Consider the following 25,896-nt stretch of genomic DNA (forward strand, 5'->3'; position numbering starts at 1 on the left):
CGTGCAGATTGAGGTTTCTCGCGATGTGTTCCGGCTGGCGCAGGTCTTCACCATCTCGCGCGGGTCGCGAACCGAAGCAAAGGTGCTGACGGTTCGGGTGTCGGACGGAACTCATCAGGGCTGGGGCGAATGCGTTCCTTATGCGCGTTATGACGAAACGCTGGAGTCCGTAGAGGCCGAGATTGCCGGTCTGCCCGCGGATGTCAACCGCCGGTCGCTGATGGGTCTGCTGCCAGCAGGTGCCGCGCGAAACGCCGTGGATTGCGCCTTGTGGGATCTGGAGTGCAAACGAACCGGCAAACGCGCCTGGGACCTGGCAGGTCTGCCCAAGCCCGGCCCCGAGATCACCGCCTATACATTGTCGCTGGACACCCCCGAGGCAATGCAGGCGCAGGCCGCCGGGAACGCGCATCGCCCGCTTCTGAAGATCAAGCTGGGCACGCCCGATGATATGCCCCGACTTGAGGCAGTGCGAGCAGGGGCGCCGAACTCCAAGATCATTGTGGATGCAAACGAAGGCTGGTCGGCCGAGGTTTACGCCGACCTCGCCCCGCATCTGGTGCGGCTGGGCGTGGCGTTGGTGGAACAGCCCTTGCCCGCAGGAGATGACGACGCATTGATCGGGATGAAGCGCCCGGTGCCAGTCTGTGCTGACGAGTCCTGCCATGACCGCGCCAGCCTGCCCAAGTTGAAGGGCAAATATGATGTCATCAACATCAAGCTCGACAAGACCGGGGGCCTGACCGAGGCGCTGGAGTTGCGCAAAGCGGCGATTGCCGAAGGCTATGACATTATGGTGGGATGCATGGTCGGCAGCTCGCTAGCCATGGCACCTGCGACATTGCTGGCACAGGGTGCGATGGTAACGGACCTTGACGGCCCGCTTCTGTTGGCCGAAGACCGCGACACCCCGCTGGATTTTGACGACGCCGGAGTGCACCCGCCTGCGGCCGCACTTTGGGGTTGAGGAGACGAACATGACCCGCACCGTTTACGTAAATGGCGAATATCTGCCGGAGACCGAGGCCAAGGTTTCCATTTTTGACCGTGGCTTCCTGTTTGCGGACGCGGTCTACGAAGTCACCAGTGTGCTGGACGGCAAGCTGATCGACTTCGAAGGTCACTCAGTCCGTCTGAAGCGCTCGCTGAACGAGCTGGAGATGGCCGAGCCCTGCACCAAGGATGAACTGTTGGAAATCCACCGTAAGCTGATTGAGCTGAACGGTATCGAGGAAGGTCTGGTCTATCTGCAGGTTTCGCGCGGCAGCGATGGCGACCGGGATTTCGTGTTTCCGTCGGCAGATACCCAGCCCAGCCTCGTTCTGTTCACGCAGAACAAGCCGGGGCTGGCTGACAGCCCGGCGGCAAGGAAAGGTGCCAAGATCATCTCGATCGAAGACATCCGCTGGGGCCGCCGTGACATCAAAACGGTGCAATTGCTTTACCCGTCGATGGGCAAGATGATGGCCAAGAAAGCGGGGTGCGACGACGCATGGCTGGTCGAGGACGGCTTTGTGACCGAGGGCACCAGCAACAACGCCTATTTCGTCAAGAACGGCAAGATTGTTACCCGCCCTCTGTCCAACGATATCCTGCACGGTATTACCCGAAAGGCCGTGCTGCGGATGGCGGCTGAGGCGCAGATGGTGGTGGAAGAGCGTCTGTTCACCATCGACGAGGCCAAAGAGGCGGACGAGGCATTCACAACTTCGGCCAGTGCTTTTGTGATGCCGGTGGTCGAGATCGACGGTGTGGCGCTGGGCGACGGAACACCGGGTCCGATTGCCAAGCGTTTGCGCGAGATTTATCTGGACGAAAGCCGCAAGGCGGCGATCTGAAGAAAAAGGCCCGCTGCAGCGGCGGGCCTTTTCTCAGGCGTCAGCCTTTTTTGGTGACATTTTCTTCGAAGGCAACCTTGAAGGCGTCTTGTTTCTCGGGGCTGGCTTCGGTCTGGTAGTTGGTCTTCCACTCATCCATGGTCATGCCGTAAAAAACTTCGCGGGCTTCTTCCTTGCCCATCTCGATGCCTTTTTCATTGGCCGCTTCCTGATACCAGCGCGACAGGCAGTTTCGGCAGAATCCAGCAAGGTTCATCATGTCGATATTCTGCACATCGGTACGGTCTTCCATCAGGTGCTTTTGCAGCCGGCGGAAGGCCGCAGCCTGAAGTTCGATTTCGGTTTGCTTGTCCATAGTGTGGCTCCGAAAGGCAGTGTGTGTTGCGTCTGACCTAACAATCCTGCCGTGTCGTTACAACAACGGCGCTTGTGGTCGGTGCCATCTACATCAGTTTCAAAGCCAGCCAGGGCATGATGCAAGAGATCAGTGTCAGAATCTTGTAGTTGGCAAGGTATTTGAAATAGGCACGTTTCACGTCGGCGCGATCCATCTGAAACATCCTGCCGTGAATGCCAGCGATCCAGTCCTGCAAAAGCAGAATCATGACGGTGGTGAACAGCAAAACCGCGATATTAAGCGTGGCCATCCAACCGAAAAACGTTGTCAGAAACTCATGTGTCATGACGATCCCCTTTCCCGCATTATATGGGGATCAGAGGCATTGCTCACAATGGCGTGACGGGTGGAATGTCCCTGCAAACCTTGCGGTCAAAGGTCGCTAGTGTCCAGCGCTTCTTGCAGGATTATCGCCAGCCGCTCGGCCCAATGCCGTTGTCCGGCATGGTCGGCGATCAGGTCGTTGCGCAGCTCGATCAATGCATTGGGACGGCCAAAAGCGGTGCAGTGTTTGTCAATCGCATCACCCGGCAAAACGCCGGTATAGGGTTCATTGACACCAACGCACAGGTCATCTTCCTGTTGCAGCCGTTCGATCAAAGGACGCGAGAACCGCTCGTCCGGGGTGTGCAATACGCCAATGTGCCATGGTCGGGGGTCACGTCCACGCAACTGGCGCGTGAAGGAGTGCATCGACACAATTACCGCATGTGGCAGTGCCGCCAACTCGGCCAACGCTGTGTGGTAGGGGCGATAACACATGTTCAGGCGGCGTTCGCGCTCGGCGGCATCGGCGTGGCGGTTGCCGGGAATGATCGACCCGTCATACAGTTTCATCAACAGCGTGGGGTCATCTTCCCCTCGGTTCGGGTCGATTACAAGGCGCGAGAAATTGGCGGCAATCACTGGCGCGTTCAGAATCTCGCCCAGATGTTTTGATACCTCATACGCGCCGACATCATAGGCGATATGGCGCTCCATATCCTCGCGCGGCAGGCCAAGGTCTCCGTCATTGACCTCGGGGGGGACGATGTTGGTTGCGTGGTCGCATGTGATCAGCCATCGGGACGGGCGATCCGCGCCGTGAACAAAAAACGGGGTGTAAGTCATAAGCCTGTCATCTAGTTTGTCGCAGGTGTAGGGCAGTTGCTTTAAAAAGGGAATTGCGCAATAAGCGCCACAGCAGTGTTTGCGGTAACATTTTGCAAAAGCTGATCTGCGCAATCTGAACCGGCATGAGGAGGTCAAGACCAATGCGACGCCTGAGGAATGTAAAAATCGTGGCGACGCTGGGACCGGCGTCCAGTGACTATGACACCATTCGCGCCCTGCACGAGGCCGGGGCGGATGTGTTCCGTCTGAACATGAGCCACGGCAGCCATGACGAGATACGTGAACGCCACAAGATCATTCGGCAGGTTGAAAAGGATCTGGACAGCCCGATTGCCATTCTGGCTGACCTTCAGGGTCCCAAGCTGCGGGTTGGTGTTTTTGCAAATGATGCGGAGGATCTGGAAGAGGGCGCGGCGTTCCGTCTGGACCTTGATCCAGCTCCCGGCGACACCACCCGCGTGTGCCTGCCGCACCCCGAGATTTTCGCGGCCCTTGAACCGGGCGCGCGCCTTCTGGTCAATGATGGCAAGATCCGTCTGATCGTTCAAGATTGTGGTCAGGACTTTGCCAATTGCACAGTTGAGGTCGGCGGTGCGATCTCGAACCGCAAGGGTGTGAACGTCCCGGATGTGGTACTGCCGCTTGCGGCCTTGTCGGAGAAGGACCGTGGTGATCTTGAGTTTGTCTGCCAGTTGGGCGTTGACTGGCTGGCGCTGAGTTTCGTGCAACGCGCCAAGGATGTGTTCGAGGCCAGGGCGCTGGCTGATGGACGCGCTGCGATCCTGTCGAAGATCGAAAAGCCGGCGGCGGTCGAGGCGTTCGACGACATCCTTGATGCGTCGGACGGGATTATGGTGGCGCGGGGCGATCTGGGTGTGGAACTGCCGGTATCTGCGGTGCCGCCCATTCAAAAGAGGCTGGTCCGCAAGTGCCGTAGTGCCGCCAAGCCGGTCATTGTCGCCACCCAGATGCTGGAAAGCATGATCGAAAGCCCGATGCCCACCCGCGCCGAAGTGTCGGATGTGGCCACCGCGATCTATGAGGGCACGGACGCCATTATGCTCAGCGCGGAATCGGCGGCAGGTGCTTATCCGGTTGAGGCTGTGCAGACCATGAATAAGGTCGCCATCGAGGTCGAGGCCGACCCGACCTATTCCCAGATTATCGCCGCGTCCCGCACGGCAAAAGGAAGCACTGTGGCCGATGCCATCGTCGCGGCTGCCCGCGAGATTGCTGAAAAGACCGATATCAAGGCCATCTGCTGCTTTACGCAAAGCGGAACGACCGCCTCATTGACAGCCCGCGAACGTCCCGGTGTTCCGATCATTGCGATGACATCGCTGATGGGAACTGCGCGCAGGCTTTGCCTGAGCTGGGGTTGCAATTGCGTCATGACGCCCGAACTCCAGCGGTTCAAAAGCGCCGTTGTCAACGCAGCCCGCGCGGCGCGGGCAGGGGGGTTTGCAACCGAAACCGATCAGATCGTGGTTACGGCCGGTGTCCCCTTCAACGTACCGGGCACGACTAACATTCTGCGCGTGGCCCCGTGTGATGAACGGCTGATCTACAGCACGGATCCGGAATAACGGAAGGCCGACACTCGGGCCCGAGTGTCGTGTCAGCCAACCGGCTCTTTTACAATCTCCATAACTGTAAAAGAGCTGGTCTGGTGTATCCCCGGCAGCTTGTTGATCTTCTCGCCCAGCACCAGCCGGAAATGCGCAATATCGCGCGTTCGAACGGTCAGAAGATAATCAAACGAGCCCGCCACCATCAGGCAGCTTTCGATTTCCTGAACACTCCGAACGGCTTCATTGAATTTCACAAGGGATTGTTCCGCAGTTGCGACCAGGGATACCTGCACCACGGTCAGCAGTGCCAGCCCCATTCTTTCCTTGTCGACAACGGCTCTGTACCCTTTGATATAGCCATTCTTCTCAAGTCGTTTTACACGCTCGGAACAGGGTGTATTGGTCAGGTTCACGCGCGCCGCCAACTCAACTATCGAGAGCCTGCCATTGGCCTCCAGCTCGTGCAGGATGCGTTGATCGATATTGTCTAAATCTCTGCTAATCAGTAAAATTCCCTGTATTTTTGGCGTAATACGATAAATTACACTGAAATTGGCCCAAAAAAATCTCCAATTCCTAGTGAAATTTCCTAATACTTACCAAAGGGCGGTCTTGTTGAAAAGTTCCAAGTTCCGGCCGCCCTGCCGGGGGCGTGGGCCCCGGCCTTAACAACAAAAACGGAGGAACGAAATGACAACAAAGATTGTCATAGGACTCGACGGGACTGAAACCGGCGAGCGTGCGATTGCCTTTGCCAAGGATTTGGCAAAGCTGATCGGAACGTGCGATTTGCTGGTCGCTTATGTGATCGAATGGTCACCTTACACATTCCAGACACCTGAAGAAAACGCCCAGCGCCACAAGCGCCGCGAAGAAGAGGTTGATCTGGCAATGTCGCGTGTCGTGACACCTGCTGTTGAGGCCCTCAGGGCTGCGGGATTCGAAGCGCAGGGCATTGTGCGCCATGGCGATGTTGCGGAAACGCTGAACGCCATCACGGTCGAAAACGGAGGCTCGCAAATCGTCGTGGGTCGGGCATCTGCGGACGGGATCAAGAAACGCCTGTTCGGCAGTTCGACGCAATATCTGGTAATGCATGCCGACGTTCCGGTTACGGTCGTGAACTGAGGGGAGGGCTAAAATGAGAACGCTAAAAACACTTGGCGCCGTAACGGCCGCCACCATTGCCGCCAGCCCTGCCCTTGCACAAGAGGCGCCGGGACTGGATGAAAAAATCAATCAGGCCTTTGCAAACCTGACCGGACCGTTTGTCAGCTTCATCTTTGCACCGCTGCCCGGAACCAGCTTTCCGTGGATCGTCATGTGGCTGGTGATTGCTGCATCGGTTTTCACACTGTATTTCGCGCTTGTGCAGTTGCGGTTCTTTGGTCACGCGATCAGCCTTGTCAAAGGTGACTATTCCGATCCCAACGACGCGGGCGAGGTCAGCCACTTTCAGGCATTGGCCACGGCGCTGTCCGGCACTGTGGGCTTGGGGAATATCGCAGGTGTGGCCGTTGCCATTGGCATCGGTGGGCCGGGTGCAACCTTCTGGATGATCCTTGCGGGCCTTCTGGGTATGGCATCAAAGTTCACCGAATGTACGCTGGGCGTGAAATACCGCAACGAATACGAAGATGGCACCGTTTCAGGTGGCCCGATGTATTACATGTCCAAGGGCTTTGACGAGCTGGGCCTGCCGGGCGGTAAGATCCTGGCGGTGCTGTTCTCGATCTTCTGTATTCTGGGCGCATTGGGCGGCGGGAACATGTTCCAGGCCAACCAGGCACATCAGCAGATCGCGGGTATCGTTGGCGACTATCCGGGCTGGATTACTGGCATTGTTTTTGCTGCGGTCGTGTTCATGGTCATTGTTGGCGGTCTGAAATCCATCGCTCGGGTGACTGAAAAAGTCGTGCCGTTCATGGGTGTGCTGTATGTCGCAACCGCACTGGTCATCATCGCGATGAATGCGGACATGATCGGCTGGGCCTTTGGTCAGATCTTTGCCGGTGCCTTCACGGGGCTGGGCGTTGCAGGGGGCATGGTCGGTGCGCTGATCCAAGGCTTCAAGCGCGCGGCATTCTCGAACGAGGCGGGCGTGGGCTCTGCAGCCATCGCGCACTCGGCGGTTCGGACCAAGGAGCCGATCACCGAGGGTTTTGTATCGCTGCTTGAACCCTTCATCGATACCGTCGTGATCTGTACCATGACGGCGCTGGTGATCATCATCACGCAACAGCTGATCATCGATCCCGAAACCGGCAACTACATGCTGAACGAAGCGGGTTCCGCCATCGCAACAGTGGATGGAAATTCCGGTGTCAGCCTGACTTCTGCCGCGTTTGGCAGCGCGTTCAGCTGGTTCCCGTACATCCTTGCGATTGCGGTGATCCTGTTTGCCTTCTCGACCATGATCAGCTGGTCCTACTATGGCCTCAAGGCCTGGACCTACCTGTTCGGAGAAGGACACACAAAAGAGCTGATCTTCAAGGTCATCTTCTGTGTCTTCGTGGTGATCGGCGCTGCGGCCAACCTCGGCCCCGTTATCGACTTCTCGGATGCGGCGATCTTTGCGATGGCGGTTGTGAACGTCTTTGCCCTCTACTTCCTGATGAAAGTGGTGCGGCAGGAACTGGCGTCCTACTCCGCAAGGCTGAAGAGCGGTGAAATCCGTAAATTCGAACACTAAATCCAATCACCGGGGCGGCTTGTGTCGCCCCGGTGCCTGACCAGGCTGCAAAAAGCACAGATTCTGGTCCAAACCCCCTTGCCAGTATGACCGAACTTGCGTAAACGGCGCTTCTGATCGCGTGACCGGCCGAGATGGCATGCCGAGTCGCGTCTGAAACCGAACCCGAAAAAGGAGACGGAAATGCCTAAGATGAAGACCAAATCAAGCGCCAAGAAGCGCTTCAAGGTGACTGCGACCGGTAAGGTCCTTGCTGGCCAGGCCGGCAAACGGCACGGCATGATCAAGCGGACCAAGAAATTCATCCGCGACGCCCGTGGCAACACCACCCTGTCCGCCCCCGACGCAAAGATCGTCAAGGGCTACATGCCCTACGACCGCTAAGAGGAGATGTAAGAGATGTCCCGCGTTAAAGGTGGAACCGTAACTCACGCCCGTCACAAGAAGATCATCAAGGCCGCAAAAGGCTATTATGGTCGTCGCAAGAGCAACTTCAAAGTCGCAACTCAGGCCGTCGACAAGGCCAACCAGTACGCGACCCGTGACCGCAAGAACCGCAAGCGCAACTTCCGCGCGCTGTGGATCCAGCGGATCAACGCTGCTGTGCGCAGCCATGACGAGGCTCTGACATATTCCCGCTTCATCAACGGTCTGAACCTGGCCGGTATCGAAGTGGACCGCAAAGTTCTGGCCGACCTGGCCGTGCACGAACCGGAAGCGTTCGGCGCGATCGTCGCCAAAGCTCAGGCTGCTCTGGCTGCCTGAACCTCTGAAAAGAGACAGTGAAAGAAAGGCCGTCCCCTTGGGGCGGTCTTTTTTGTTGCAACATGCGGCGCATTCCAGGCGCTTCTTGGATCAGGACATCCACCCCTTATGCATTGGGATGACGCCAACCAGTTTCAGGCATGACCGGTTTGATCTAGATCATGTAACATTCCTCGGATACATTATATATGATTTTGTGAATATATGTGAGAAGGGTGAAATCATGACACTAAACTGGAAAGTTGGAGGTGTTTTGCTAGGGCTCGTGTTCTTCGGGGCGGTTCTTCTGGTGAAGCCGATCGGTGTTTCGACCCAATTCGTCATCCTTGACGGAATTATCGCGGACACCGTCAATTCAGAATTCGTAACACAGACGGATGACGGTTACAGTTCAACCAACGCATACATGGCGAAATCCAATGGCAAATACGCCAAATACGTATCCAATCCGTTGAACTACAGCTTTGTCTTCGTTTTGGCTATGGCCGCGGGCGCGTTCTTGTCGGTCAAGGCGCGCGGTGGTCTGGAACGCGGTGAGGGCAAGCTGCCCATGATCTGGCGCGAAAACTATGGCGATACGCCCTTGGCCCGAAACCTGGTCGCGCTATTGGGCGGCTTTGTCGTCCTCTATGGCGCCAGGTTGGCAGGAGGGTGCACATCCGGTCACATGATGTCCGGTATGATGCAGACAGCCCTGTCAGGTTACATCTTTGCAGCCGGGGCATTTGCGGCGGCAATTCCCACGGCAATGCTGATCTACCGGAAAGGATAAGGCGATGGAAATCATTCTTGCGATCATCATTGGTGCCGCTTTCGGAGCCGTACTTGACCGGATTGGTGCGGCGAATCCAAATTGGATTGTGGGCATGTTGACACTGCGTCGACTCCACCTGATGAAAACGATCCTCCTGGCAATCGGAACCGGTTCGATCCTCATGTTCGGCGGGCAGATGTTGGGGTTTGTGGATGTCGGCCATATGTCGGTGAAATCGGCCTATGTCGGTGTCTTCATTGGCGGATTGTTACTGGGTGCGGGCTGGGCTGCATCGGGCTACTGTCCGGGAACAGGGGTCTGCGCCGCTGCGTCCGGTCGCCGTGACGCCTTGTTCTTCATCGTCGGCGGTTTGTTAGGCGCTGCGGCCTATATGGCGACATATCCGGCCTGGAAGGCCACGGGCCTGCTCGATGAAATTGCTGGCGGCAAAGTCACCTTGGGTACAGTTCCGGGATCCGCTTACGAAGGTGTTTTGTCACTGTCCGGCGATATCCTCGGTATCGCACTGGGTGCCGTCTTTGTTCTGGTTGCATTCGTTCTTCCGGACAGCCTGATCGCAACTGGCGAAAAGGTTGGTGTTGCGGCTGAATAATCACGGCTGAGCGTACACATTCACGACCGGCATCCCGACAAAAAAACCGGCGCAACATGCGCCGGTTTCTTTTTTAGCCAATATCGGTGATCTTACCCAAAAACACGCCCCAGTGCGCCGTCAACCGCGTCGGTGATCTGGTCAATGTCGTCGGCCGTAGCGATCAGCGCAGGCGAGAAGCACAGCGTGTTGTTGCGACCGGGGATCGAGCGGTTGGTCACGCCGATGATCACGCCCTGCGCCATACAGTCGGCGGTAACGGCCTGCGCCAGTTTCTCGTCCACCGGCTCTTTGGTGCCACGATCCACAACCAGTTCGGCCCCCAGGAACAGGCCTTTGCCGCGCACATCGCCGATGACCTTGTGCTTGTCCATCAGCGCCAGAAGGTTGTTCGTCATACGCGCGCCCATGTCCGTGCAGTTCTGCAACAGGTTTTCATCCTGAATGATGCGCATGTTCTCGATGGCCGCTGCCGGACCAGCGGTGCACCCACCAAAGGTCGAGATATCGCGGAAATAGTTCATCGGGTCCGCGGCATCGTCTTTGAACAAGTCAAAGACTTCCTCGGTGGTGACCATGCAGGCAATCGCGGCATAGCCTGACGCCACACCCTTGGCCATGGTCACGAAATCGGGTTTGATACCGTATTGCTGGTAACCGAACCACGTGCCGGTGCGGCCCACGCCACAGACAACCTCGTCGATATGCAGCAGCACATCGTATTTCTTGCAGATCTCCTGCACGCGCTGCCAGTATCCTTCAGGCGCTTCGATTACACCACCACCCGCTGTTACAGGCTCAAGGCACAGCGCACCTACGGTATCGGGGCCTTCGCGCAGGATGACGGCTTCAATCTGATCTGCGGCCCATTCGCCGAAATTCTCTTCGGGTGCGCCATCCAGCTCATGCTTGCGATATTCCATGCAATGCGGCACGCGCACGAAATCAGGTGCGAAGGGGCCGTATTGCGCCGTGCGCTCGTCCTGACCGCCTGCCGACATGGTCGCCAGCGTCGAGCCGTGATAGTCCCGATCGCGGTACAGGATCTTGGTTTTCTTGCCGCCATATTTCTTGTGCGCGATCTGGCGCACCATCTTGAACGCCTTCTCGTTCGCCTCGGAACCTGAGTTGGTGTAATAGACCCGGCTCATGCCCGGCATCTTGTCGATCAGTTGCTCGGCAAACAGCGCACCCGGGATCGAACCGGCCGAATTGGCGAAATAGCACAGCTTCATCAGTTGGTCGTAAACCGCCTTGCAGATCGATTCGCGGCCATAGCCGACGTTGACGGTCCAGACGCCGCCGGAAACCGCATCCAGATGCTCTTTGCCTTTCTGGTCCCAGACACGCATGCCCTTGCCCTCGACAATGATGCGTGGGTCATTGGTTTCAAAGGGTTTATGCTGGATCAGATGGTGCCAGATATGGGCGCGGTCGGCCTCGACCACGCGGGAAAGATCGTTTTCGTTGAACGTGCCGTCCATGACATGTCCTTTCAGTGAGGAAGCGGTGCACGGGATATGGAAATGCCTCATCCCGGCATGTGTTTAAGATGCTTCAGATCACCGCGAAAGCCCGGATGTAGATAGGGCCAGATCGTATCATCCCGTATCGCCAGTCAGTTTTGCCGCCGTATTTCTACGGGTTTGTCAGAACGCGAACTTTGTGCTCAATTCGCCCAAACTGCGTTTCGGGAGGACAGCGGATGGCAGCGACACATATCTACGAGCGTCATTTGGACAAATGCCGGGCAAATTACACACCCCTGTCGCCCCTTACGTTCATTGAACGGACGGCGCAGGTCTACCCGGATTATCCATCCGTGGTTTATGGGGATCGCCGGTATTCCTGGGCTGAAACCTATGCCCGTTGCCGGCGTCTGGCGAGTGCGTTGACAGCGCGTGGGATTGGACGGGGCGATACCGTTTCGATAATCGCGGCCAACATCCCGGAAATGTACGAGGCGCATTTTGGCGTGCCCATGACGGGCGCTGTTCTGAACGCAATCAACACGCGGCTGGATGCGCCGATTGTCGCATTCATCCTGAACCATGCCGAAGCCAAGGCGCTGCTGGTCGACCCCGAGTTTTCGGATGTGGTGAAAGATGCGCTGCAACAGGTCGATCATGACATTCTGGTCATCGATATCGAAGACCCCACCTTCGACGGCGGTGAAAAGCTGGGCCGCCTGACCTATGATGCCCTGCTGGCCGAAGGCGACCCCGCGTTTGACTGGTCACTGCCAGCGGACGAATGGGACGCGATCACCCTGAATTATACCTCGGGCACCACGGGCAACCCCAAGGGCGTGGTTTACCACCATCGCGGCGCGACCCTGAATGCGCAGTCCGATTTGCTGGACTGGGATATGCCCAAGCATTCGGTCTATTTGTGGACCCTGCCGATGTTCCACTGCAACGGCTGGTGCTTCCCGTGGGCCATGGCAGCCAATGCAGGTGTTTCCGTTTGCTTGCGCGCGGTGCGGGCCGAACCGATCTATGCTGCTTTCCGGGACGAGAAAGTGACCCATTTCTGCGGTGCGCCGATCGTTCTGAACATGCTGGCCCACGCTCCGGATGAGTTGAAGGACTTTGACCACCAGATCAAGGTGATGACGGCAGGTGCCCCGCCGCCTGCGGCCGTGATCGAAGCGATGGAGGCGATGGGTGTCGAGGTCACGCATGTCTATGGCCTGACCGAAACCTATGGGCCTTCGGTTGTCTGCGCATGGAAAGACGAATGGAACAGCAAAGGACCTGAAGACCGCGCCGCGCTTAAGGTGCGGCAAGGCGTGCGCTATACCGCGTTGTCCGGACTGATGGTGGCCGACCCGGAAACTCTGGAACCGGTTCCGGCGGATGGCGAAACCATGGGTGAGATATTCATGCAGGGCAACGTGGTGATGAAAGGATACCTCAAGAATCCCGACGCTACCGACAAGGCCTTTCACGGCGGCTGGTTCGCGTCCGGTGATCTGGGTGTCATGCACCCCGATGGCTATATCGCGCTCAAGGACCGTTCAAAGGACATCATCATCTCGGGCGGCGAGAATATCTCATCTGTCGAGGTCGAAGGTATCCTCTACAAGCATCCGGCGGTGATGGAGGCCGCCGTGGTGGCCCGTCCCGATGAGAAATGGGGCGAAACGCCCTGCGCCTTTGTCGAATTGAAACCCGGCGCAGCCGCAACCGAGGCAGAGCTTATCGCCTTCTGTCGAGACCGGATGGCCCATTTCAAGGCACCCAAAACGGTTGTGTTCGGCACTCTGCCCAAGACATCTACCGGCAAGGTGCAGAAATTCGTTCTGCGGGATCAGGCACGGGCGCTGGGTTAAAGATTGTCGAAGATCGACAGGTCCAACGCCAGCATCTCACCCATCCAGATCGCGCGGTCGCGGTGATCCTCCAGATGTTCACCGGTTTCCGGGTGCGTGAAGACCGTCAGGCCCTGCCGGTTCAGCATCAGCCATGGGATGACTTGGTCGAATGCGCTGGCAGCAAAGCCCAGCTGGCAGCTCCAGCGCGAATGGGGGCCGACGTTTCGGGCGTGCATCCGGCCCATTTGAACATGGAACAGGCGGGCCGCCTCTTCACAGACCTGCCGCGCGGTGTCCTGCGTGTCGGCGTCGAAATAGACATGGGCGTGATAGCCGGTGATCTCGGGCATAGGAACCTCGTCTGCTTTGTTGGCTCAAAGCTAAGGCCTAAAAGGAAAAAAACCTAGCTGCGCATGCACACAGGGTCTGTGCAATGTTAACCCGGCGCATGTGCGTGGGGATGTGCCGCGACAAAGGCCGGGTGATTGGCGCAGGCCTCTTCAACCCGCAGCAGGCGGGGCATATCCGACAAATCAACCTGCCACCGGCGCGCGTTATAGATCTGCGGGATCAGGCAGAGGTCGGCGAGACCGGGCTTTGACCCAACACAGTAGGGGGCCTGTTCGAAATCACCCAACATGGTTTCGAACGCCTGCAACCCGGGTTTGATGAAATTCCGCATCCAGTCGCCGGGCATGTCGGGGGCGTTATGGCTCAGGGTCGTGGCATAGCGCGCAACCGACAGGTTGCAGACTGGGTGGATGTCGACGGCGATCGCATAAGCCAGCGCCTGAACACGCGCGCGTTCCGCCGGATCATCAGGCAGAAGGTTCAACTGCCGGGTCCGGTCCAGATAGTCGAGGATGGCCAGCGATTGCGTCAACCGCAGCCCGTCAATATCCAGAACCGGCACAAAGCCCTGCGGGTTTCGCGCGATATGTTCATCGCCCTTTTGTGCGCCGCCCACCAGATCGACAACAACCGGGCGATACGCGATCCCGGCCAGATTCAGGGCGATCCGCACCCGGTAACTGGCCGAGGATCGCCAATAGTCATAAAGGACGACGTCGCTCACGTCCGGGCCTGTCAACTGTCAGTCAAAGCGGCAGCGCGAAGGGCGTCCGTCAGCACCGTACTGTCACCGATGTGGTTGGCCAACACCAGTACCAGCCGCGCATTCAGCGCGTCGCTGTCTGCTTTTTCCAGGCCTTCATGCGCGGCCAGAAGTTCGGCATAGAAGTCATCGGCGTTTTTGATGTTCGGGGTTAGGATCAGGTCTGACATGGGGCTTACTCCTTACCGCAGGCTCTGCGGATCGCGTGCCGGAAGGTGTTTTCTTCGTAACTGTCACGCCGGGCGGCCACATGCTGGTCCGGGCGGATCAGGTAGACTGCGCTGGTCGCGTCGCCCAGATAGCGGCGTTTGAGGGCCAGCGTCATATCATCCTTGACCGACAGCGCCAGTCGCGTGACCTCGATCCCATCTTCTTCCAGGGTATCTGGGGCGTCTGCATCAATAGTCAAAAGCGTGAACTTGCCTGCAAGCTTGGGCAGCAGAAACTCGTCACCAAGCGGAGCGTCTGGACAGGCCGAACCCGGGCGCGTTCCGGCGGGGCCGTTCAGCGCGTCCGCAGAATTCAGCGAAGATCCATCATAGGTGCAGGGCTGGCTCAGGCGGCCAGAATTCACCAGCGGGCGCGCGAAGTCATAATGCTCGCTCAGGTCCAGTACCGCATCGCGCAGGATCCGCGACATCTCGGATTTCGGGGTGATGAAATCGGTCGACCGGCTGGAATTCAGGATGTTCTCGTCCGCCCCGTACACGCGTTCGGCGTTGTAGCTGTCCAGCAGAGTTTCAGGTGCTTTCCCGTCCAGAACCAGCTTCAGTTTCCAACACAGGTTGTCGGTGTCCTGAAGGCCGGAATTGGCCCCGCGCGCGCCAAAGGGGCTGACCTGATGCGCGCTGTCGCCCGCAAACAGGACACGGCCCTTGCGGAAGCTTTCCATGCGACGGCACTGGAACGTATAGATCGAGACCCATTCCAGCTCAAATTCGACATCATCCCCAAGCATCGCCTTGAGGCGGGGGATCACGTTCTCGGGGCGCTTTTCGCGTTCCTTGTCGATGTCCCAACCCAGTTGCAGGTCGATGCGCCACACATTGTCGGGCTGTTTGTGCAACAACGCGGATTGCCCGCGATTGAACGGCGGATCGAACCAGAACCAGCGTTCAGACGGAAAATCCGCATCCATGATCACGTCTGCAATCAGGAAGTTGTCTTCAAATATCCGTCCTTCGAAATCAATGCCCAACATCCGCCGGGCGGGCGATGTCGCGCCATCACAGGCAATCAGCCAATCGGCTTCGATTGTGTAAGGTCCTTCAGGCGTCTCGACCTCCAGCCGCACGTGATCGTCATGCGTGCCAATCGCCTCGACCTTGTTGCGCCCGCGTATCTCAATCGGTGCGCCTTCTGCCTGCAACTCGCGGACCCGTTCAACGAAATAGTTCTCAAAATGGTATTGCTGAAGGTTGATGAAGGCAGGGTTGGCATAACCTTCATCCGGTTGCAGGTTGAAGTCATAGACCTGCCGATCATCGAAGAAGACCTTGCCCCGATCCCACAGGACGCCCTTGTCGACCAGTCGGCGCCCGCATCCCAGCCGGTCGGCAATTTCCAGCGTGCGTTGCGAGAAACAGATGGCGCGGCTGCCGAAACTGACCTTGTCATTCTCGTCCAGAACCACGACGTCAACCCCTTGCTGCGCCAGATCAATCGCGGCGGCCAGACCAACCGGGCCCGCGCCGATCACGATAACCTTGCGCCGAACTGGCGTCGGGCTGTCCTGATCCGGACTGCGTTCATAGCCGTAAAGCGGAGTTTCAAAGATCTTGTTCATGGGCTTCCCCCCAAGCAGATGCGCCAAAGTGCTGCATGTCCTGTGCCCCGGCAACATGTGCCGAAGCCTTTGGCATATGGTTTCATTGAATCCCGCCGCCTAAAACGATCTGGATCAAACTGGGTCGTTTTTCCTTACCCCTGCAGGGCCTCCCACATCTCAAGATCGCGCTGTGCGGTCCAGATGCGGGGTGTGTCGATGCCACGGGCTTCGTCGTAGGCGCGGGCGACGTTGAACGGCAGGCAGTGTTCGTAGATCGCGTAACTGGCGAATTTCGGGTCACATTCGGCGCGGACTGCATCCCATGCCTCTTTCAGGCTGCCACCGCGCGCCGCAACCCTGGCCGCCGGGCGGTAGGTGCTTTCGACGAAATCGCGAGTGTTTTCGATGGCGGCATTGACCATGTCCTTGCCAACCAGCGCATCGCCGCGACCCGGTGCGATGGCGTCGACATCGAACCACTTGATCTCGTCCAGCGTGTCTCCCCAGTCGTTGAAATGCCCGTCACCGCAATAGCAGGCCGAGTGATATTCGACGATGTCGCCGGTGAACATCACGTTCTGGTCTGGCACGTGGATGACGATATCGCCGGCGGTATGGGCGCGCCCCAGATGCATCAGGTCGATCCGGCGATTGCCCAGATAAACGGTCATCGTGTCGCTGAATGTGGTGGTGGGCCAGGTCAGGCCGGGGATGCTTTCATGCCCTTCGAACAGGCGCGGGAAGCGCTGGAATTCGCTGTCCCAGTCTTCCTGACCGCGTTCCACCACCATGGCGCGGGCCATGTCGGACATCAGGATCTGTTGCGCGCCAAAAGCGCTGGCACCCAAAACCCGCACTGCGTGGTAATGGGTCAGCGCCACATGGGTGATCGGCTTGTCGGTCACAGACCGCACGCATTCGATCACCTTGTTGGCCAGGCGCGGGGTCGCCTGTGCCTCGACGATCATCACGCTGTCATCGCCAATGATCACGCCCGAGTTCGGGTCACCCTCGGCGGTGAAAGCATAAAGCCCTTCGCCCACTTCAGTGAACGAGATTTTCTTTTCCGACATGTCCCCCTGGGACGCGAATGCTTTGGCCATCTTGGTTTTGTCCTTTTGCGGTTGCGCGGAAGGCAGAGGTTGGATGCCTCCGGCGGGAGTATTTGGAAAAAGATGAAGCTCAGTGCGTCATCGCCCGAATGGGGAATTGAGTGCAGGCAGAACGGTGCCGGTGCAATCGCCAAAGCCAATGGTATAGCCATCGCCCCTGGCAGCGCCGGTCAGGGTCATTGTGTCGCCGTCTTCGATAAAGCTGCGGGTCTCGCCGGTCTCAAGCGTAAATGGCTCGCGCCCGGCCCAGCTGAGTTCCATAAGCGAGCCGAATTCGCTGCGTTCCGGCCCCGAGATGGTGCCCGAGCCCAACAGATCGCCCGGGTTCATCGCGCAGCCGCCAATGGCGTGATGGCACAGCTGCTCAGCCGCCGAATAATACATGCGGTTATAGTTGGTCCTGGCGATGACCGAGGCGCGGTCGGCGCCTTCGGGCTGCATCAGAACCTCAAGCTCGATGTCGTATAGCCCGTCCTTGCTGCCCTTGAGATAGGGCAAAAGCTCTTTCTCACGCGGGGGGGTGGGCGCGCGGAACGGCTCCAACGCGGCAGCCGTCACGATCCACGGAGAGATCGAGGTGCCGAATGCCTTGCCCTGGAACGGCCCCAGCGGTTGATACTCCCAGCCCTGGATATCGCGCGCCGACCAGTCGTTCAGCAGCACATAGCCAAAGATCATCGCATCGGCCTCGTCCACCGTGATCGGCTGGCCGAACTCCGACCCGGTGCCGACGATGGCGCCCATCTCCAGCTCGATATCGAGCCGTTTCGAGGGGCCAAAGGACGGCATCTCGGCATCGGAGGCCTTGGTCTGGCCATTGGGGCGGTGGATCGGCGTGCCCGACACCACGACCGAGGAGGCTCGTCCATTGTACCCGATCGGGATATGCAGCCAGTTTGCCGGCAGATCGGGCGAGCCGCGCAGGATGGCGCCCATGTTCTGGGCGTGTTGCTTGCCGGCGTAAAAGTCTGTGTATTCGCTGACAACCAGCGGCATATGCAGCGTGGCTTTGGCCATCGGCACCAGCAGCGGTTCAACAGTCTCCTGCTCTTTCGACCCTTTGGACAGAAGCGCGGTCAGCCGCTCGCGCAGGGCGGCCCAGACGGCGGGGCCTTCTTCCATCAGATCGTTCCAATAGGGCACGTCGAACAGCGGATAGTCGTTCAGCGCGACAAGACCCTCGGCCTCGGCCGCGGCCATGTCGAGGATCATGTCGCCAATGGCCACGCCGCAGCGCGGATCATCTCCTTCGGTCGAGAAAACACCGTAAGGCAGGTTATTCAGTGGAAACGGATGCGCCGCGTCGTTGGCCGAGGCCACCCAGGATTTCATCAAAGGCATATTTTGCCCCTATTTTGTTGTATTTGGTACGTAGTTCGAAACGATCATAACCCCGAATAGACAGGCGCCAAAGCCCAGAGCGGGCGCGGTTGCAGCAGGTTGGCTGCCAAGGCCCCGCCTTTGTTTTCCGGTTGCGGCGGCAGTACGCCTGCAACCGGAATGGGAATGTTCCTCGCCATCAGGACGAGTGCCGTCTGGGTAACCCAGTCTGAGGGTCATTTCTTGCCTGGTGTGCCGTCGAACTTCTTCTCAAGCGATGTCCAGCAGTCGATATAGTCGTCCTGCAACGGTGCCTCATTGGCGGCAAACGGCGTCAGGTGCTGGGGGAACCGGGTTTCGAACATGAACGACATCGTCTGGTCCAGCTTTTCCGGCCCCAGATTGGAATAGGATGCCTTGTCAAACGCTTCCCTGTCGGGACCATGCGGAATCATCATGTTGTGCAGGCTGGTGCCACCGGGAATGAAGCCCTGCGGTTTCGCATCGTATTGGCCATAGATGTTGCCCATCAGTTCCGACATGATGTTCTTGTGATACCAGGGCGGGCGGAACGTATCCTCCATCACCATCCAGCGTTCGCGGAACAGGACAAAGTCGATATTTGCGGTGCCGGGCTGGCCCGAGGGCGCCGTCAGAACGGTAAAGATCGACGGGTCTGGATGGTCAAACAGGATCGCGCCAACCGGGCAATAGTTGCGCAGGTCGTATTTGTAGGGCGCATAATTGCCATGCCACGCCACCACATCCAGCGGGCTGTGTCCGATCTTGGTGGTGTGGAACTGCCCACACCATTTGATCGTCACGGTCGACGGGGTTTCACGATCCTCATAGGCAGCGACCGGAGCCTTGAAATCGCGCGGGTTGGCCATGCAGTTGGCCCCGATCGGACCACGACCCGGCAGTTCGAATTTCTGGCCGTAATTCTCGCACACAAAGCCACGTGCAGGGCCTTCGAGAACTTCAACCCGGTACAGCAGTCCACGCGGGATGATCGCGATTTCTTTGGGCTCAAGGTCAATGATTCCCAGTTCAGTCGCAAAGCGCAGGCGTCCTTCCTGTGGCACCACCAGCAACTCGGAATCGGCCGAGAAGAAATAGTCGTCGACCATGGATTCGGTGACCAGATAGATATGGCAGGCCATGCCAACCTGGGTGTTCACGTCCCCCGCCGTCGTCATGGTCCGCATCCCGGTCATCCAGTTCAGACCTTCGTCGGAATGCGGCACCGGATCCCAACGATACTGGCCCAGGCTGATCACATCCGGGTCGATGCAGGGGGCCGATTTCCAATAGGGCAGGTCGATTTTTTCGTAACGGTGCGAATGCTTTACCGACGGGCGAATACGATAGCACCAGGTGCGTTCAGGCGGGTTGGCGGTAAAGGCCGTGCCGCTCAGCTGTTCACCGTAAAGCCCGTAGTTGCACCTTTGCGGGCTGTTCATCCCCTGCGGCAGCGCATCGGGCAGCGCCTCGGTTTCAAAGTCGTTGCCAAAGCCGGGCATGTAACCGGCGTGGGTACCAACAGGCGTTGCTGCTTGCGTCAATGAATGCGGATCCGTCGGACGGTTCATTACGTATTCCTCCGTTTGCTGCTTGTCGGTTAATAGTTGATTTTGTAACTAACAAGCATGACACATGACGAATCTGAAAAAAATGATGACTTTTTCCTGCAGAATTTTCTGCCGTTCCTGCTGAACCAGGCGGCCGAGCGCGCCTCGTTGGAATTTCAGGCTGTCTACAAGGGGCGGTACGGAATGCTCAGAACCGAATGGCGAGTGCTGTTCCATCTGGGGCTGTTTGGCGAAATGACCGCCAAGGAAATTGGTGAACGGGCCAGAATGCACAAGACCAAGATCAGCCGTGCAGTTGCCAAGCTCGAGGAGCGCCGATACCTGAAACGCACACGGGACGAGGCTGATCGTCGGGCGGAATGGCTGACACTGACACCCGCCGGGCAAGCCGTGTATCGTGACTTGTACGGGGTGGCTGCAAGCTATGACGCAAGGCTGTCGGACCTGTTCAGCGAAAAAGAGGCCGCCTTGCTGCGCCAGATGTTGCGACGGTTGGCTGGCGTGGATTGACCACTGGTAATTAGCACCTGCCGTCCCCAGATGTGTTTCATGCTTGATACGGAATTTGAAATGACGTCATTCGAACCTGCCAAGGTATCCACACACACCCTGATTGACTGGTTGGTCCAGAAGGGGCTTGAGGGTGCCGGGCAGGAAGAGTTGCTGGAAGGCTTCTGCACCAGCCTGGTCGATATGGGCATTCCGCTGATGCGGTTTCATGCGGCGCAGTCGACCTTGCACCCGGTTTATGGCGGAACCGGATATAGCTGGTACAAAAGCACCGGCGGTGAGTCCGAGAAGTTTGAAAACACGGATACGCCCAGCCCGATGTGGCAACAAAGCCCGCTCTATGCGCTGCTGAACGAGGATCTGGATGAAATCCGGGTCAAACTGGTGGACCATAATGAACCCAGCCGATTTCCGTTGTTGAACGACCTGAGAGAGGTTGGGGCGACCGATTATTATGCCACCGGCATCTCGTATGAGGGGTCGGGGAAGATGCACCCCGACGGTACCAAAAAAGTCAGTGATGGCGTCCTGATGTCCTGGGCCAGCGATGCGCCGTCCGGGTTTGATGACAGCGATCTCAGGCACATTCATGCGGTATTGCCGCATCTGGGGCTGGCGCTTAAATCCGCCAAGAACCAGAACCTGACCGAAGACCTGATGCGGGTCTATCTGGGTCGTGATGCCGGGCGCCGCGTCCTGTCGGGTGAGATTCGTCGCGGATCATTGCAGCAGATCGATGCGGTGATCTGGAATTTCGACCTGGAAGGGTTCACCAACCTGTCAGAAGACCTGCCGGGTCACGAAATCATCGACATGCTCAATGATTACCTGGCCGTGGCCGTGGGCGTTGTGCACGACAAGGGTGGGAATATCCTGAAATTCATGGGCGATGGGCTGATGGCCATGTTCGATGTCGGCGAAATCGACGAGGACGCCCGTGCCGCGCTCAGCGCGGTGCCCTTGCTGCAAGCCCGTATGGATGAATTGAACGCCAGACGTCAGGCGCAGGGGCTGCCGGTTGCGAATTTCACGCTGGCCCTGCATTCCGGCGAAATCCTGTATGGCAATATCGGGTCCGAAACACGGCTGGATTTCACGGTGATCGGCCCCGCCGTCAATCAGGCCGCCCGCATCGCGGGAATGCACCGGTCGCTGGGTCAGCGAATCCTGATCTCGGACGACGTCGCGGTCGCGGCACGCCCCTGCGCGCAAGACCTCATCTCGGTCGGGCGTTACATGCTGCGCGGGGTGAACGAACCCAAAGAGCTGTTCACGGTATACAGTTCCGGCGGGCCATCAGATTCCGGGTGAAACCGAGGCTATTCTGTTCAGCGATTCCGAAACTGAAAGTCGTGAAGGAACACCTTTGTTTAGCTGGGTACGAGCGGCGGGTTGGAGCGAATGTTCGAGAATGGTGAGGATTTGAACGAATAACTGGTTTGAGGCCATTGCCGACAATGCGGTTTTAAGCAGGGTAATCAGGGAAACCTTCATATTGACCTGATCCGGCGTCCTGTATTTGCATTGAGCTCGAATCGGAGTGCAGCCTTTCAAAAACAACTACATACTAATCGACTTTGAAAATGTTCAACCCAAGAACCTCGAACTCCTTCGGGGACATGTTTGCACCTTGATTGTTTTCGTAGGAGCCAATCAAAAAAGCATACCTTATGACTTTGCACAAGCACTGCAAAGCTTGGGAGAAAATGCTGTTTATCAGAAGATAGCAGGGAATGGCTCGAACGCCTTGGACTTTCATATTGCGTTCTACTTAGGAGAACTCTCTGCTAAAGACGCCAATGCGTACTTCCATGTTATTTCTCGTGACAAAGGCTTCGACCCATTGATTGCACATCTGCGACAAAGGAAGCTCCCCGCTTTCCGTCATGCAGACCTATCCGAGATTCCATTCGTCAAAATCTCGAATGCAAGCTCGCTGGATCAAAAAATTGATGCGATTGTTGACAGCTTGAAGTCTAGAGGAACTTCGCGTCCTAGGAAGATCAAAACCCTTAAGGGAACGATGAACGCCCTTTTTTTAAAGACCTTGGAGCAGGAAGAGCTGGAAAGGCTGGTTGATGAGTTGAAAAGACGTGGTCACGTAGTCTTTTCGGACCAATCAGTCAGTTATGGCCCCGACATTACCCAGCACTGACTGGCTTAGGGGCTGAGAGTTTCGCGTTTTGAATTGCCCGTTTTCCCCTCAGACCTGCCTCCAATACAACTGATCAGAAATCGACTTCGACACCCGGCAGGTTCAGCTCTCGCATCATGTCGCGCAGTTCCTGCCGTGCTGCGATGTTCGAGATGTTCAGCTGTTTGACGCCAATATCCTTGAGGTCCAGCAGGGTCAGGCCGCGCGGAAACAGTTCGCGAAAGATCACCCGTTCGGAAAAGCCCGAAGCGACGCGGAAGCCGATGCGCTGCGACAGCATTTCGATCGCGCGCTGCATCTTTTCCTTGTTGACCATGCGCTGGGTACCGACGCGGTTGCGCACAACGACCCAGTCGATGGGCTTCAGCCCGGCCTGCGCCCGCAATTGCCGGGCGTTCCAGACCATCTCGGAATAGACGGACGGGCCAAGGATTTTCTCACCCTTTGAATCAATCCGCGCCAGCAGGTCAAAATCGATGAAACTGTCGTTCAAAGGGGTGATCAGCGTGTCGGCCAGCGAATGGGCCACCTGACTCAGCCGGGTATGAGAGCCGGGGCAGTCGATCAGGATAAAGTCACTGTCGCTTTCCAGTTGCGACACGGCAGCAGACAGGCGGTGGTCATAGATATTCTCGCCCGGCTTCAGCGTGCTGGCATCGATCTCGGGCAGGTCGTGATGGCGGGGGCCGGGCAGCGTCAGGCCCGCGCTTTTCAGAAAGTTGTTCCGGTTCTCGAAATACCGTCCAAGGCTGCGCTGCCGCAGGTCCAGATCCAGCGTGCTGACCTTGTGCCCCAGTCGGGCCAGTGCGGTTGCCACATGCATCGACACGGTCGATTTTCCAGCGCCGCCTTTTTCGTTACCGACCACAATGATATGTGCCATGCTTGTATTCCCAAGTCTTGCCGTGTTTGACTACACGTTGTTGGCACCCACTATATGTTGTGTCGCCTGCGATGAAAAGAACCTCAAGCGGCGCTTTTAGGCATTATCGGACTCTATTTTGGAAAACACAGCGCCGTGCGCGGGTTACACGAAGGCGCCTGTCGAGTGATCTGCCTTGATCGGCTAGCCGATCGCGGTTTTGGCGGCGAAATCGCCGCGTCAGTGCCTGTTTCCGAACGCATACACCAACCGCTGCCTGCAACGATCCGCGTCGGAATCAATCGCGCCTTTTGCCTGATTCATACACGCACAGATCGCCCGCCCAATGGGTCCTTTCGCGGTGGCGCCGGTTGGGCCGGATCGTGAAAACTATGCGGGGGACGGAAAATTTGATTAAATACCAAACAGATTTACATCGAATAACCTCGCAGGCTTTGCGCAGGTCCTCTTTGGTTCATCTTCAAAGCAGGTGAAAGGGGCATAGGCATGCCGGACACTGCTGCGGACAGTTCAGGCGGTTCACGCGTTGTTCTTGCAATGACGGCCATTTGCATGATGGTCGTTGGCTTCAACACAACTGCTGTTGCGACCATCCTTCCATATCTGAAGGCCGAGTTCGATCTGACGCCCTCGGGTCTGCAATGGGTGATGGCGATCTATACGGTGGCCAGTGCGACCCTTGTGACGATTGTAAGCCGGCTTGGGGATATCACGGGCAAGATGGGTGTCTTTTTCTTTGGCATGATCGTATTTGCCTGTGGCTCTGCTTCTGTGCTGTTTTCACAGAACGCGGCGATGCTGCTGATTGGGCGTGGCGCGCAGGGGGCAGGGGCTGCGGCCCTGTTCGGCACCTCATTGTCCCTGCTGACGGCCGCAACACCCGAGGAACAACGGGCCAGTGTGACCGGTGTGTGGGGCGCAATCGTGGGCCTTGCGATAGGCGTCGGGCCCATAGTCGGAGGAAGCTTTGCCAACTTTCTAAGCTGGCGCGGGGTATTCGCCACAGACCTTGTGCTGCTTGCCATTGCGTTTGTGATCGGCCTGCAGGTCAGCAGGAAAAACTATGTCCCGGATACGCGCCTTCAGGGTGCGAAATTCGATACCGCAGGGGCGATTGCCATTGTGTTGCTGCTGGGTCCATTGTCTTTCGCACTCAGCAACGGTGAGGCACACGGATGGGGCAATGCCCTGACCATCGTTCCTTTGGGTGTCGCCGCTTTGGCAGTTGTCGGTCTGGTCTACACCTCGCGGCGCAGCGACGATCCGCTGGTCGAGTTCCGGTACTTCCGGCACCCGCGCTATCTTATGGCGGCAACGGGGATGTTCTTTGCGGGATTTGCGTTGTTCTGTTTCTTTGTCTACTTCAACGTGTTCGTCCAGTCCCCGGATGCGTTCGGCTATTCACCGGTTGAGGCGGGCGTGGCAATCCTGCCGCTGAGCCTGAGCATGTTTGTCATTTCCGTCACCGCGCCGCGCCTGCTTGCACCTTACAGTTTCCAATGGCCGGTGAGTGCTGCAATGGGGTTGATGGCCTGCGGCTTCCTGCTTTTGACAACAACCTCGAATATCGACAGCTATGCTGAAATCTGGTGGAAACTGATCATTGTGGGGGTTGGCATCGGCATCTGTTTTTCGTTGCTGCCCCGTCTTGGGCTTCGGTTGCTGCCCGACGAACATGTCGGACAGGGGTCCGGAGTGATCAACGCATTCCTGTATTTCGGGGCCACGATGGGATCGGTTGTCGGCGGTCTGGCCGAAGCTCTGACCATCCGCTCGGGCCTGTCAGAAGTCATCACCGCGCTGCCCGCCGGATCGACGCAGCGCGACGACCTTGCGCGCGCCCTGACACATGGCACGGCAACACAGGTGGAACAGCTGATTGCCGGGCTTGACCCGTCAACTGGTTCAGCGCTGGCCGGGGCGCTGCGTGATCTGCGGGATAATGCCTTTGATGCGGCGATGCTCATGGCCGCGATCGCCGCCAGTATAGGGCTGGTGATCGCGCTGCTGCTGTTGCGCGGTCCGGTTCCGCCATTGCACGACGCGGCTGAACTTACAAAACCAAAGGATCAGAAACCGGGGAAAACAGGGGCCTGAAACGAAAGAAGGCCGCCCGTTGGCGACCTTCCTTTGAAAGACTTTGGCAAAGGTTTAGAAACCCAGACCTTCGTATTTCTTCTTGAACTTCGACACGCGGCCGCCAGCGTCCAACAGGCGCGACGAACCACCGGTCCATGCAGGGTGTACCGAAGGGTCGATCTCCAGTGCCAGCTGGTCGCCTTCGCTGCCCCAGGTGGATTTCATCTGAACGATGGTGCCATCGGTCATCTTGACGTCGATGACGTGATAATCGGGATGGATGTCTTTTTTCATCTTTCCGCTC

General features: G+C 57.8%; 28 protein-coding genes. 14 read left to right on the forward strand and 14 right to left on the reverse strand.

Features of this window, described 5'->3' with window-relative positions; translation table 11 throughout:
• Position 1: 1 nt before the first annotated feature.
• Both dgcA and ACR0DY_RS03995 read left to right on the forward strand, forming a co-directional pair.
• Positions 2-967, forward strand: coding sequence for an N-acetyl-D-Glu racemase DgcA (gene dgcA, locus ACR0DY_RS03990; protein ID WP_480483812.1), 966 nt, complete (start codon positions 2-4; stop codon positions 965-967).
• Positions 968-977: 10 nt separating this feature from the next.
• Entirely contained in the window at positions 978-1,838 is an 861-nt protein-coding gene (locus ACR0DY_RS03995) for a D-amino-acid transaminase (RefSeq protein WP_480546168.1), read from the forward strand.
• Positions 1,839-1,878: 40 nt separating this feature from the next.
• Here the strand turns inward: ACR0DY_RS03995 and ACR0DY_RS04000 are convergent, their stop codons facing one another.
• The 3 genes from ACR0DY_RS04000 to ACR0DY_RS04010 form a co-directional block, all read right to left on the reverse strand.
• Positions 1,879-2,193, reverse strand: coding sequence for a DUF1244 domain-containing protein (locus ACR0DY_RS04000; RefSeq protein ID WP_480546169.1), 315 nt, complete (start codon positions 2,191-2,193; stop codon positions 1,879-1,881).
• Between the two features lie 88 nt (positions 2,194-2,281).
• Positions 2,282-2,521: a DUF6868 family protein gene (locus ACR0DY_RS04005; RefSeq protein ID WP_480546170.1), complete on the reverse strand. Its 240-nt coding sequence runs from the start codon at positions 2,519-2,521 to the stop codon at positions 2,282-2,284.
• Positions 2,522-2,607: 86 nt separating this feature from the next.
• Positions 2,608-3,345: an N-formylglutamate amidohydrolase gene (locus tag ACR0DY_RS04010; protein ID WP_480546171.1), complete on the reverse strand. Its 738-nt coding sequence runs from the start codon at positions 3,343-3,345 to the stop codon at positions 2,608-2,610.
• Positions 3,346-3,488: 143 nt separating this feature from the next.
• Here ACR0DY_RS04010 and pyk point away from each other — a divergent pair, with 143 nt between their 5' ends.
• Positions 3,489-4,934, forward strand: coding sequence for a pyruvate kinase (gene pyk, locus ACR0DY_RS04015; RefSeq protein ID WP_267365133.1), 1,446 nt, complete (start codon positions 3,489-3,491; stop codon positions 4,932-4,934).
• 32 nt (positions 4,935-4,966) lie between these two features.
• On the opposite strand, the gene ACR0DY_RS04020 is transcribed toward pyk, so the two are convergent.
• The gene (locus ACR0DY_RS04020) at positions 4,967-5,461 is read right to left on the reverse strand and encodes a winged helix-turn-helix transcriptional regulator (protein ID WP_324169989.1); all 495 of its coding nucleotides are present in this window, start codon (positions 5,459-5,461) and stop codon (positions 4,967-4,969) included.
• A 148-nt stretch (positions 5,462-5,609) separates the two neighbouring features.
• On the opposite strand from ACR0DY_RS04020, the gene ACR0DY_RS04025 reads away from it, so the two are divergent.
• The 6 genes from ACR0DY_RS04025 to ACR0DY_RS04050 all read left to right on the forward strand — a co-directional run bounded on the left by ACR0DY_RS04025 (position 5,610) and on the right by ACR0DY_RS04050 (position 9,743).
• Complete coding sequence (locus tag ACR0DY_RS04025; protein WP_209506060.1) at positions 5,610-6,047, forward strand: universal stress protein; 438 nt, start codon at positions 5,610-5,612, stop codon at positions 6,045-6,047.
• A gap of 13 nt (positions 6,048-6,060) precedes the next feature.
• Positions 6,061-7,611, forward strand: coding sequence for an alanine/glycine:cation symporter family protein (locus ACR0DY_RS04030; protein ID WP_480487220.1), 1,551 nt, complete (start codon positions 6,061-6,063; stop codon positions 7,609-7,611).
• Positions 7,612-7,794: 183 nt separating this feature from the next.
• Positions 7,795-7,995, forward strand: coding sequence for a 50S ribosomal protein L35 (rpmI, locus tag ACR0DY_RS04035; protein WP_010443552.1), 201 nt, complete (start codon positions 7,795-7,797; stop codon positions 7,993-7,995).
• A 15-nt stretch (positions 7,996-8,010) separates the two neighbouring features.
• Positions 8,011-8,376 carry a 50S ribosomal protein L20 gene (gene rplT / locus ACR0DY_RS04040; protein WP_039523695.1) on the forward strand — a complete coding sequence of 122 codons (366 nt, stop codon included), beginning with the start codon at positions 8,011-8,013 and terminating at the stop codon, positions 8,374-8,376.
• A 223-nt stretch (positions 8,377-8,599) separates the two neighbouring features.
• Complete coding sequence (locus ACR0DY_RS04045) at positions 8,600-9,148, forward strand: YeeE/YedE thiosulfate transporter family protein (RefSeq protein WP_480538759.1); 549 nt, start codon at positions 8,600-8,602, stop codon at positions 9,146-9,148.
• A 4-nt stretch (positions 9,149-9,152) separates the two neighbouring features.
• Positions 9,153-9,743 carry a YeeE/YedE thiosulfate transporter family protein gene (locus tag ACR0DY_RS04050; RefSeq protein WP_209506066.1) on the forward strand — a complete coding sequence of 197 codons (591 nt, stop codon included), beginning with the start codon at positions 9,153-9,155 and terminating at the stop codon, positions 9,741-9,743.
• Between the two features lie 92 nt (positions 9,744-9,835).
• Here ACR0DY_RS04050 and ACR0DY_RS04055 read toward each other — a convergent pair whose 3' ends face one another.
• Positions 9,836-11,227 (reverse strand): aminotransferase family protein, encoded by a 1,392-nt coding sequence (locus ACR0DY_RS04055; protein ID WP_209506068.1) that lies wholly within the window; start codon positions 11,225-11,227, stop codon positions 9,836-9,838.
• 221 nt (positions 11,228-11,448) lie between these two features.
• Between ACR0DY_RS04055 and ACR0DY_RS04060 the strand changes: the two genes are divergently transcribed.
• A complete protein-coding gene (locus tag ACR0DY_RS04060) occupies positions 11,449-13,077 on the forward strand; it encodes an acyl-CoA synthetase (RefSeq protein ID WP_480546173.1) in 1,629 nt (542 codons plus the stop codon).
• Here the strand turns inward: ACR0DY_RS04060 and ACR0DY_RS04065 are convergent.
• From ACR0DY_RS04065 to hmgA, 7 genes are all read right to left on the reverse strand, one after another.
• Positions 13,074-13,409, reverse strand: a complete 336-nt coding sequence (locus ACR0DY_RS04065; RefSeq protein ID WP_480546174.1) for a DOPA 4,5-dioxygenase family protein — start codon at positions 13,407-13,409, stop codon at positions 13,074-13,076. The genes ACR0DY_RS04060 and ACR0DY_RS04065 overlap by 4 nt on opposite strands.
• Positions 13,410-13,495: 86 nt before the next feature.
• Positions 13,496-14,134 carry a maleylacetoacetate isomerase gene (gene maiA / locus ACR0DY_RS04070; RefSeq protein WP_480546175.1) on the reverse strand — a complete coding sequence of 213 codons (639 nt, stop codon included), beginning with the start codon at positions 14,132-14,134 and terminating at the stop codon, positions 13,496-13,498.
• Positions 14,135-14,145: 11 nt separating this feature from the next.
• Positions 14,146-14,343: a DUF2783 domain-containing protein gene (locus tag ACR0DY_RS04075; protein WP_209506076.1), complete on the reverse strand. Its 198-nt coding sequence runs from the start codon at positions 14,341-14,343 to the stop codon at positions 14,146-14,148.
• 5 nt (positions 14,344-14,348) lie between these two features.
• The gene (locus tag ACR0DY_RS04080; RefSeq protein WP_480546176.1) at positions 14,349-15,959 is read right to left on the reverse strand and encodes an FAD-dependent oxidoreductase; all 1,611 of its coding nucleotides are present in this window, start codon (positions 15,957-15,959) and stop codon (positions 14,349-14,351) included.
• Positions 15,960-16,093: 134 nt separating this feature from the next.
• Positions 16,094-17,044, reverse strand: a complete 951-nt coding sequence (locus ACR0DY_RS04085; RefSeq protein ID WP_267365050.1) for an MBL fold metallo-hydrolase — start codon at positions 17,042-17,044, stop codon at positions 16,094-16,096.
• An 87-nt stretch (positions 17,045-17,131) separates the two neighbouring features.
• Positions 17,132-18,394, reverse strand: a complete 1,263-nt coding sequence (fahA, locus tag ACR0DY_RS04090) for a fumarylacetoacetase (RefSeq protein ID WP_480546177.1) — start codon at positions 18,392-18,394, stop codon at positions 17,132-17,134.
• A 215-nt stretch (positions 18,395-18,609) separates the two neighbouring features.
• Complete coding sequence (hmgA, locus tag ACR0DY_RS04095) at positions 18,610-19,965, reverse strand: homogentisate 1,2-dioxygenase (protein ID WP_480507316.1); 1,356 nt, start codon at positions 19,963-19,965, stop codon at positions 18,610-18,612.
• Between the two features lie 57 nt (positions 19,966-20,022).
• Between hmgA and ACR0DY_RS04100 the strand changes: the two genes are divergently transcribed.
• The 3 genes from ACR0DY_RS04100 to ACR0DY_RS04110 all read left to right on the forward strand — a co-directional run bounded on the left by ACR0DY_RS04100 (position 20,023) and on the right by ACR0DY_RS04110 (position 22,630).
• Positions 20,023-20,475, forward strand: coding sequence for a MarR family winged helix-turn-helix transcriptional regulator (locus tag ACR0DY_RS04100; protein ID WP_480507318.1), 453 nt, complete (start codon positions 20,023-20,025; stop codon positions 20,473-20,475).
• A 39-nt stretch (positions 20,476-20,514) separates the two neighbouring features.
• The gene (locus tag ACR0DY_RS04105) at positions 20,515-21,786 is read left to right on the forward strand and encodes an adenylate/guanylate cyclase domain-containing protein (RefSeq protein WP_480507320.1); all 1,272 of its coding nucleotides are present in this window, start codon (positions 20,515-20,517) and stop codon (positions 21,784-21,786) included.
• A 229-nt stretch (positions 21,787-22,015) separates the two neighbouring features.
• Positions 22,016-22,630 (forward strand): PIN domain-containing protein, encoded by a 615-nt coding sequence (locus ACR0DY_RS04110; RefSeq protein ID WP_480897840.1) that lies wholly within the window; start codon positions 22,016-22,018, stop codon positions 22,628-22,630.
• A gap of 73 nt (positions 22,631-22,703) precedes the next feature.
• On the opposite strand, the gene ACR0DY_RS04115 is transcribed toward ACR0DY_RS04110, so the two are convergent.
• The gene (locus tag ACR0DY_RS04115; RefSeq protein WP_480483795.1) at positions 22,704-23,513 is read right to left on the reverse strand and encodes a division plane positioning ATPase MipZ; all 810 of its coding nucleotides are present in this window, start codon (positions 23,511-23,513) and stop codon (positions 22,704-22,706) included.
• Between the two features lie 486 nt (positions 23,514-23,999).
• On the opposite strand from ACR0DY_RS04115, the gene ACR0DY_RS04120 reads away from it, so the two are divergent.
• Positions 24,000-25,610, forward strand: a complete 1,611-nt coding sequence (locus ACR0DY_RS04120) for an MFS transporter (protein WP_480473937.1) — start codon at positions 24,000-24,002, stop codon at positions 25,608-25,610.
• 54 nt (positions 25,611-25,664) lie between these two features.
• On the opposite strand, the gene rpmE is transcribed toward ACR0DY_RS04120, so the two are convergent.
• Positions 25,665-25,886 (reverse strand): 50S ribosomal protein L31, encoded by a 222-nt coding sequence (rpmE, locus tag ACR0DY_RS04125; protein ID WP_480473936.1) that lies wholly within the window; start codon positions 25,884-25,886, stop codon positions 25,665-25,667.
• Positions 25,887-25,896: the final 10 nt, after the last annotated feature.

The organism is Ruegeria sp. O6, assembly GCF_056535045.1.

What these genes read in the sequence shown, in the direction of transcription:
- ACR0DY_RS03995 (WP_480546168.1), top strand. Translation starts at nt 978, where the DNA reads ATGACCCGCACCGTTTACGTAAATGGCGAATATCTGCCGGAGACCGAG.
- ACR0DY_RS04000 (WP_480546169.1), bottom strand. Translation starts at nt 2,193, where the DNA reads ATGGACAAGCAAACCGAAATCGAACTTCAGGCTGCGGCCTTCCGCCGG.
- ACR0DY_RS04005 (WP_480546170.1), bottom strand. Translation starts at nt 2,521, where the DNA reads ATGACACATGAGTTTCTGACAACGTTTTTCGGTTGGATGGCCACGCTT.
- ACR0DY_RS04010 (WP_480546171.1), bottom strand. Translation starts at nt 3,345, where the DNA reads ATGACTTACACCCCGTTTTTTGTTCACGGCGCGGATCGCCCGTCCCGA.
- pyk (WP_267365133.1), top strand. Translation starts at nt 3,489, where the DNA reads ATGCGACGCCTGAGGAATGTAAAAATCGTGGCGACGCTGGGACCGGCG.
- ACR0DY_RS04025 (WP_209506060.1), top strand. Translation starts at nt 5,610, where the DNA reads ATGACAACAAAGATTGTCATAGGACTCGACGGGACTGAAACCGGCGAG.
- ACR0DY_RS04030 (WP_480487220.1), top strand. Translation starts at nt 6,061, where the DNA reads ATGAGAACGCTAAAAACACTTGGCGCCGTAACGGCCGCCACCATTGCC.
- rpmI (WP_010443552.1), top strand. Translation starts at nt 7,795, where the DNA reads ATGCCTAAGATGAAGACCAAATCAAGCGCCAAGAAGCGCTTCAAGGTG.
- rplT (WP_039523695.1), top strand. Translation starts at nt 8,011, where the DNA reads ATGTCCCGCGTTAAAGGTGGAACCGTAACTCACGCCCGTCACAAGAAG.
- ACR0DY_RS04045 (WP_480538759.1), top strand. Translation starts at nt 8,600, where the DNA reads ATGACACTAAACTGGAAAGTTGGAGGTGTTTTGCTAGGGCTCGTGTTC.
- ACR0DY_RS04050 (WP_209506066.1), top strand. Translation starts at nt 9,153, where the DNA reads ATGGAAATCATTCTTGCGATCATCATTGGTGCCGCTTTCGGAGCCGTA.
- ACR0DY_RS04055 (WP_209506068.1), bottom strand. Translation starts at nt 11,227, where the DNA reads ATGGACGGCACGTTCAACGAAAACGATCTTTCCCGCGTGGTCGAGGCC.
- ACR0DY_RS04060 (WP_480546173.1), top strand. Translation starts at nt 11,449, where the DNA reads ATGGCAGCGACACATATCTACGAGCGTCATTTGGACAAATGCCGGGCA.
- ACR0DY_RS04065 (WP_480546174.1), bottom strand. Translation starts at nt 13,409, where the DNA reads ATGCCCGAGATCACCGGCTATCACGCCCATGTCTATTTCGACGCCGAC.
- ACR0DY_RS04075 (WP_209506076.1), bottom strand. Translation starts at nt 14,343, where the DNA reads ATGTCAGACCTGATCCTAACCCCGAACATCAAAAACGCCGATGACTTC.
- ACR0DY_RS04080 (WP_480546176.1), bottom strand. Translation starts at nt 15,959, where the DNA reads ATGAACAAGATCTTTGAAACTCCGCTTTACGGCTATGAACGCAGTCCG.
- ACR0DY_RS04085 (WP_267365050.1), bottom strand. Translation starts at nt 17,044, where the DNA reads ATGGCCAAAGCATTCGCGTCCCAGGGGGACATGTCGGAAAAGAAAATC.
- fahA (WP_480546177.1), bottom strand. Translation starts at nt 18,394, where the DNA reads ATGCCTTTGATGAAATCCTGGGTGGCCTCGGCCAACGACGCGGCGCAT.
- hmgA (WP_480507316.1), bottom strand. Translation starts at nt 19,965, where the DNA reads ATGAACCGTCCGACGGATCCGCATTCATTGACGCAAGCAGCAACGCCT.
- ACR0DY_RS04100 (WP_480507318.1), top strand. Translation starts at nt 20,023, where the DNA reads ATGACACATGACGAATCTGAAAAAAATGATGACTTTTTCCTGCAGAAT.
- ACR0DY_RS04105 (WP_480507320.1), top strand. Translation starts at nt 20,515, where the DNA reads ATGCTTGATACGGAATTTGAAATGACGTCATTCGAACCTGCCAAGGTA.
- ACR0DY_RS04115 (WP_480483795.1), bottom strand. Translation starts at nt 23,513, where the DNA reads ATGGCACATATCATTGTGGTCGGTAACGAAAAAGGCGGCGCTGGAAAA.
- ACR0DY_RS04120 (WP_480473937.1), top strand. Translation starts at nt 24,000, where the DNA reads ATGCCGGACACTGCTGCGGACAGTTCAGGCGGTTCACGCGTTGTTCTT.
- rpmE (WP_480473936.1), bottom strand. Translation starts at nt 25,886, where the DNA reads ATGAAAAAAGACATCCATCCCGATTATCACGTCATCGACGTCAAGATG.